Genomic DNA, 7,035 nt, shown 5'->3' with positions numbered 1-7,035 from the left:
TGTACACAGTGCACTGGGTTATGTGTCGCCTTTTGAGTTTGAAGCAATGTACTATGATAAGATTAACCCGTTAGGTCAGGTGGCTTAACTTAAATAAAAAAGTCTCCGACAAACCCGGTACGGTTCAGTAACATCCATTCAGGTCATCAGACGAAGATTAATCTGAAATTTAAGCACTAAACGCCATAAATCTATGTATGGGCAGACTTTTTTGAGACATATGTTGATAAACATGCGGCAAGTTACATTGCTTAAAAGTCTATCTAAGTTAACGATCTATTCAATTCTGGATAAGTAATCTGAATATTACGATCCTAAATTACCCGAAGAGTATTAAGATTTCTAAGAATCGTGATTGTTGGTTTATTTGGGAAATTAATCAGTGGATTGAAGCAAAGATGATGGCTCATTAAGGATTGTGGGCTTCGACTACTTAAATTTTAGGTATTTTGAATAAAGCATATTTCAAAAATCTTAATTAATGGATTTAAATTACCATAAAAACCTTCAATATTGGCTTGAATCCATTGTTGTTGAGAGTCAATGCGAGACCAATCAATACCATAACCACAATGAGCAATCAGATGCTCAAAGAAAATCCGTTGTGTACGTCCATTACCTTCACGGAATGGGTGTATGACATTAAGCTCACAATACAAGTCGGCAAGTTGAGGAATCAGTTGTTGTGGTGCTAAGCCTTGAAAGTATTTTTTTTCTTGAAGCGGTTTGAGTAGTTTATTGGTTTCAATTTCAATACGGGAAAAATTACAAAAACGGGTGTCACCTTTGGAAATATCGATTTGTCTTAACTTTCCTGCCCAGTCGTATAAGTCGCCAAAGAGCTGCGCATGAATTGATTTTAAGTATTGTAAGTCGTAAGGTGGTTCAGCATATTCAATTAAGTTACTTGCCAATCCAGACAGTTCTAGTTCAGCTTATTCTAAAATTTGTTCATCATGAATATTGAGTTTGTTCTTTAGGATATTTGTGCCAGGGTAACAATACAGGCTGTCACCCATTTCCCCATATTTATCCATACATGCACCTGACTAAGTTTCGGGTTGCGAATACTTCTTATATTTTTGCAAGATTTCAGCTTTACTTTGTTGAGTTGTTTGAGCTGTCGTTGTAATGCCTTCAAGCTTTAGGCTGGCTTGATAGTTTTGCGCACGTGTCGCTTGAATATATTTTTTTTTCTGTTCAGTGGTTCTGAGCATTTCGAAACTCCATTGATGCTACACGTGAAGTAAGTATAGCAGAGAATCTTTTTGATCAATGCTGCATACACAGCATTTCAAAATGTAATACAACGGTATTGTTTCATGTAATAACAGAAAACTAAAAAAAAGTGGAAGAATTTTTAAAATTTAGACCACCCATGATAAGTAAACCATATGTATTTGTTGATAATTGTAATTTTGAGAAAATTTAGTTGATAAATTAAATGAATTTTAATATACAAAGATATGCTCATTTTTTATATCGATAAAAATGTTAAAATTTGACTATTTAGTAAAAAATATAGAGATATTTATGGGGCAATTTATCATGCCCTTTTGCTTTGAGCGACAAAATGTTCAATTTAAGATAGTAAAAATTAACTCAGAACTACTGAAAATCAAAAAGATTAAACAGAGCCAGAAAGTAGTAGTACAAGCAAAGTTCAAAATAATCTATGTGAAAATTTGGCAAAAAATATTGCTATTAATGCAAACGGAGCCATGCTTACGTGTACATTCTAATTATGTTGCAATCTTACAGTTGATACATAATCTTGATGATTTTATCGAAAAATCACAGCAACACTTGTGCTTTGAGAGAAAAGCTCAGAAAGAGCTGGATGCTAAATTTTTTGCTAGATTTTTTAAGCTGACAAAGAGTTCAATAAAAGATCAACTTTTACCAAATTGTTCAGATCGTAATGAATTTAACCAATGCAATTTGATAAAAAATTAAGCGAAAGCGAATATGCCAAAGATTGAAACAGAAGAGCAATTCTTAGATTTAGCAGAAAAATTCCAAAAAGATTATTGTTTATTACGCAATCATGTTGTGAATACACAATTTGTCGATCTATCAGATGATTTACGTGAAAAAGCCCATGCTCTATATAAGGAAGCACAACAGATATATGGCTATATATCTAGTTCTAGACAATTAGGTAAATATTATTATCTAGCTTCTTTAAGTTATTTTGCATGCCCGACTACTAGTAATACTCAAGAGCTGTCGTCTGAACGTTATTTGATTCTACAAGCGAGTTTTTTAACATATCGGCAGTATCAAGAATTTGCAAAAATTGATAAAGCTGAGAATAAGCAAAAACATGTTTGTGATCTCTTTCGCTATGTATCACGATATGTTCTGGATTCTAATCATGCTGAATTATTTCAAGAATGCAGTGAGCTACTAAATCGCTATGTCATGTACGAACGTAACTTGAAAAAGGAGGATCGTAATCAACTTTTTAATATTAAAGATTTCAAACAAGTACAAGCCATAGAGTATTTATCGGCTCTATTAATAATTTTTAAAAGACTTGATGATCGTCGTGTTGTTCATCGTCAGCGTAAGTCAAAAAAAAGTAAAGTTTTGCAATGGCCGACGAAAAATGAACTCAAAAAATTTCGTGAAATTAAAACGGGTAAGCAAGTAGATATTGGACATAACGCAAAGATCAGTATTTATGATGCCGCTCTTCACAAAGATGAAGAGGGTGAAGTTGATCTATTAGATCCTGAAATGGAGTTTTATTCAGAAGATGAAAAGTCTAAAAATTTAAATTATATACTCAGCGATAATGCGACGCATCTAATGCGGCATCGCCAACGCCGTCATGCTCCTTTTGTTACAAATCCACATTATTTGGCGCCAGATATACTGAAGCAAATTGTTTATGTGTTGAGAACCGAGTTATCCGGGCACTGGAGGGATGCTGCAATCGCTGCAGCATGTTTATTGTCACTTTTGACGGGATTATCACCCGTCGCACTGATGGATTTTAACGAGCTTATTCAAGATGGAATTTTGATCCAGAATGGTTCAAGTAGACGTCGCGAATATTTACTCAAATTAAATCTTAAAATTACAGAGCAGAAGATTAAGAGCTTAAATCATGTGCGGTGGAATGAAGTGATGACACATCAACTACATTTACCTTCTGCTTGGTTTGACTATATAGAACAAGCATCGAATCCACTAATTTCATCAACACACATTAATACGAAACTTAAGAATTGGCTTGATAATCGGTTTGTAGGTTCGATCACTGTAGAAAAACTGCAGGCTCAATTATATTTTCATATATATTATGAAACATATAATGAATATCTTGCTCATGTAATTGCTGGGCGGGATAGTCAGCATCACATGCCTGGTATCTATTATGGCGGGCTACCGAAAACTCAACTCAGTAGCACATATCTAGCCTTTTTAGAAAAAGCACTTACACCACATTCCACACATTTTACTGAAGACACGGCTGAACTAAAAATATTGCAACAACAATTCAAAGTGCAATCTGCATTATCTATAGGAATTAAGGCAGTATTGGCAAGATTCATTTGAATATTGGAATGAACCAAAGTACTTATGGGGAAATTTATGCTTAAGTTTTATATATATTTCAGGCTGTGCAGATGAACAGCATTTGATTGCTATTCAGAAGCAATTGCAGGAGGCCATTGAGCTTGGTACAGATCTGAATTGTTTTCGGTTATACCATTCGGACTACAAAAAAATCACTAATCCATTGTTACTACATTATCGTGTTGAAAACTCTCAATATGGCAACGATGTAGAACAGGGAAAGTTGTACCAATGGAAACATGTTTTTTTTAACCCATATGCGCAGTTCATTTTGCAATATTTAAAAAAGTTGAAAGCTACTCAGAAAGAATTTTGTCTGCAACATTCAGTTGAAGATTGTATTTTAGAAAGCTTGAGTAAGATAGGCAGGAAAAAAAGTCTTGGGGATCTGCAATATCAAATTAAACGCCGTGGATTTCGTGCATTTAATGATGTGCAAATGGTACTCGAATTTAATCCAAACCTCAGCATAGATATATTTTTGAGTAATGTGCTTCAGCAAGAGATTAATACTGTTGCTTTAAGGCCATCCGAATTTAGATTGCTGTGGAATAATGATTACAATCAAGTCACAGAACCAGATAATCGCCCTATTCATTTTGAACAAGAGCAGTTACTTCCTGAAGTTCCGACTGTTCAAAGCAAATTACAAACGATTCCGTATGAGTTGATGTTGTTTGGTCAAAAGAAACGTAAAGGTCAAAAAGTTGAGCGTTTAGATAAAAAGAGGAATAAAGAAGAACGCACGCTACGTTTTTGGCAAGAAACTAGAAGGGTGTTAGAGGAGAAGATAGTTGATGCTAATACGGAGGAAAAGTCTTTAATTGATGCTCAACTACGCTTAATTCACTGGTTAATGCATTTAAAAAAACGAGGGCTTCAATTATCAACTATTGAAAGCTACTTAGGATCGTTTGGCAAAGAATTTATATTTGAGATTTGGCTCAATAAATTAGATTTAAAGCAACAATCCATAGATGACTATGAGGATTTATATCGGCAGCTATTGAAATACAGCAGTGAACGTGATGAAAAAGCAGTTCAACGAGATTCGGTGAAAGGAAAAACCTCTCGTAAGATGCACCAAAGCGCAGAATACCGTTTTGGTCGCCTAAAAGATTTTCATCAATTCTGTATAGAGAATTATGATGCTCCAGGGGTATTGGTGTTACAGAATTCAAGTTTTAAGCATTTACAAATTTGCAATGCACGGCTAGTGAGTCCTTTGCTATTTGGCAAATTATTGGAAAAACTAGAAAATTTAAGTCAAGAGCCAACGGCATCAGAGTGGGTCGATCATCTGAGTTGTTTAAAGCTGATGTATTTACTAAGTTATAGAACTGGACTTCGATTAAATGAAGTTCGTTGTCTTAAAATACAAGATATTATTTGCCCAGAGCTACTTTATAAAGAAAAAGAAAATACAGTTTTTAATAATATCACGCTTCATATCCAAGACAATTCATATCGCCGTCTGAAAACGCGAAGTGCGAATCGTCAAATACCATTGAAAATTGCATTGTCAGAACATGAGTTTTTAGTAGTACAACGTTACATACAACATCGTTATGAGCAATATTTGGTTAATCAGCAGGATGATCTACTTTTTAGTGTGAATCATCGTGTATTAACTGATCAATGTATCAGCAAAATTACAGTAGATTTGTTTAGTCAAATATTAGGTATGCATCATGGCTTTAGTTTTCATACATTACGCCACAGTGCTGCTAACTATCTAGCAATAACTTTGCTCGGTTCAAAAGAAATGATCAAGACCTACACAGATTGTCCTTGGGTAAAAGCAAAAAAGATGAGGGATTTATTGTTTGGTATGAAAGCACGTGCTCAAGAAGAGATTATTCAACATAAATGGCAGGTGCTCGCCTCTTGGATGGGGCATAGCAGTATTGAGCAAACGGCTTCAAATTACCTTCATGTTTTGGATTTATTAGCAGTCGATCGAATTTATAATTCGCCGTGTATCATTTCAAAAAAAGTATTAGAACAGTGTTTTAGTCCAGTGAAGTCAAGTACAGACTACATAAACCTAAATCGTTATACTCAGCAGCAGAAATGGTTTAATTCTTATCAGCAAACACAGCCAGTTACGATGGCTGGCCGACAAGAAAAGAAGTTTAGTATAGAGAAGAGTACTCTGACACCTTTTCAACGTTTGATAAGTTTTAGAGAAGGTCGTTTAAGCGAAGATACCCAAGCTCAAGAATGGATGCAACGATGTCAATGGATGAGCACTAAATGGATGGATCGCCAAAAATTTAATTTAAAAACGAATTATGTTTATAGTAAGAATTTAGAAGAGAGTTGGTTTGATGAACTTTACGAAAAGGCTAAAAAACTGACTCGTCCAGATGAAATAATTCCTCTCCTTGATTTTCATTATAAAGATGATAGGCAGCAAGATGCACTGAAAGAAAAGAACATGGTTAAGGCGCTTAAAATATTATTATTATTTGGAAAACTGCGTAAGAATTTTCTACATTTTCAATGCCGAATGAAAGGTGATGAGCAACAAATTGTTAATTTTATTACTGGTATAGAGCCAATGTTAGGAGATCATCTGTATTTAGAAAAACAAAACTACCCAGTTAATTTGGATGCTCCTGAGCGAACCGTTAAATTTAGTTTTCAAAGAGTTGTCGGCTCTAACAAAAAAAATGTTACTCCGCTGGTTATATTTAATTTAATGTTAAAAATGATGCAAAAAGATGAACTCTGGATCAAATAGCCTAAGCATGTTAAAGGGGAATTGTTTAGAAATTTCCCTGTTTATAAGTAAACTGCCTTTATGAAAAGCACCATGCTGACTTGGATTAATAAGCGGAATGTAGTATCACAGTTTGATCGCTGGATTTACGAAAATGGTGTGAAGATTAGCGGTATGGTAAATCGATGAGCTAAAGTGTTGTAGTCCAAACTCGATCTGACAATTACCCATTTTTTAGTGTGCCCGTCAGGTTAAATTTGAACTGAATTTTTCTCAGCCCAAATTCATTTCCAATCAAGTTATGTTTCAAGTGGCGTGCGAACACTGCACAATTTAATTCACGGTGCCTAAGACAGGTATCAACTTCGGACCAGCCATTCTAGCTTTGCTAATGATTTCCACCAGCTCATCATAAGTCAGTTCAAACTTATCCTCACTATCAAATACATAGACCATATTCTTGCCTTCATGTTCAGGTGGAGTAGGTGGTACAAATCGTTTCGGGATAAGAATTTGTGCGAGTTGTTCGTCAGTTAATTTAAATAAGTGCATGTTTTTATCCTACTCTTGGTAAGTCAGACCATTTGGTTAAATATGAACCGTACCGGGTTTGTCGGAGAGTCAATATTCTGAGATGAGAAGCATTGCTTCGCAAGACGTAGCGAAGCGTAGTGTCCCGATGACAAAATTAAAATATACCCCTGAAATCAGAGAAAGAGCGG

General features: G+C 34.9%; 6 protein-coding genes. 3 read left to right on the top strand and 3 right to left on the bottom strand.

All coding sequences use genetic code 11. The features are described 5' to 3' along the window. Nucleotides 1–440: 440 nt before the first annotated feature. Together AC1P5O_RS15825 and AC1P5O_RS15820 are read right to left on the bottom strand one after the other, a co-directional pair. On the bottom strand, nt 441–914 hold the full coding sequence (locus tag AC1P5O_RS15825; protein ID WP_004781112.1) for a Fic/DOC family protein: 474 nt from the start codon (nt 912–914) through the stop codon (nt 441–443). Between the two features lie 135 nt (nt 915–1,049). Continuing rightward, on the bottom strand, nt 1,050–1,217 hold the full coding sequence (locus AC1P5O_RS15820; protein ID WP_002125865.1) for a YhfG family protein: 168 nt from the start codon (nt 1,215–1,217) through the stop codon (nt 1,050–1,052). Nucleotides 1,218–1,491: 274 nt separating this feature from the next. Here AC1P5O_RS15820 and AC1P5O_RS15815 point away from each other — a divergent pair, with 274 nt between their 5' ends. The 3 genes from AC1P5O_RS15815 (at nt 1,492) to AC1P5O_RS15805 (ending at nt 6,334) form a co-directional block, all read left to right on the top strand. Further along, nucleotides 1,492–1,956: a hypothetical protein gene (locus AC1P5O_RS15815; protein WP_000911011.1), complete on the top strand. Its 465-nt coding sequence runs from the start codon at nt 1,492–1,494 to the stop codon at nt 1,954–1,956. A gap of 12 nt (nt 1,957–1,968) precedes the next feature. After that, nucleotides 1,969–3,567 carry a hypothetical protein gene (locus tag AC1P5O_RS15810; protein ID WP_499006364.1) on the top strand — a complete coding sequence of 533 codons (1,599 nt, stop codon included), beginning with the start codon at nt 1,969–1,971 and terminating at the stop codon, nt 3,565–3,567. 82 nt (nt 3,568–3,649) lie between these two features. Next, complete coding sequence (locus tag AC1P5O_RS15805) at nt 3,650–6,334, top strand: tyrosine-type recombinase/integrase (protein ID WP_499006362.1); 2,685 nt, start codon at nt 3,650–3,652, stop codon at nt 6,332–6,334. 312 nt (nt 6,335–6,646) lie between these two features. Here the strand turns inward: AC1P5O_RS15805 and AC1P5O_RS15800 are convergent, their stop codons facing one another. Then, the gene (locus AC1P5O_RS15800) at nt 6,647–6,865 is read right to left on the bottom strand and encodes a hypothetical protein (protein WP_000550047.1); all 219 of its coding nucleotides are present in this window, start codon (nt 6,863–6,865) and stop codon (nt 6,647–6,649) included. Nucleotides 6,866–7,035: the final 170 nt, after the last annotated feature.

This window comes from Prolinoborus fasciculus, assembly GCF_056724605.1.
The sequence above is the reverse complement of the archived record's forward strand: the minus strand, read 5'-3'. Positions and strand labels throughout refer to the sequence as shown.

Coding starts and splice junctions, on each gene's coding strand:
- AC1P5O_RS15820 (WP_002125865.1), bottom strand. CDS start 1,217: ATGCTCAGAACCACTGAACAGAAAAAAAAATATATTCAAGCGACACGT.
- AC1P5O_RS15815 (WP_000911011.1), top strand. CDS start 1,492: ATGTTAAAATTTGACTATTTAGTAAAAAATATAGAGATATTTATGGGG.
- AC1P5O_RS15810 (WP_499006364.1), top strand. CDS start 1,969: ATGCCAAAGATTGAAACAGAAGAGCAATTCTTAGATTTAGCAGAAAAA.
- AC1P5O_RS15800 (WP_000550047.1), bottom strand. CDS start 6,865: ATGCACTTATTTAAATTAACTGACGAACAACTCGCACAAATTCTTATC.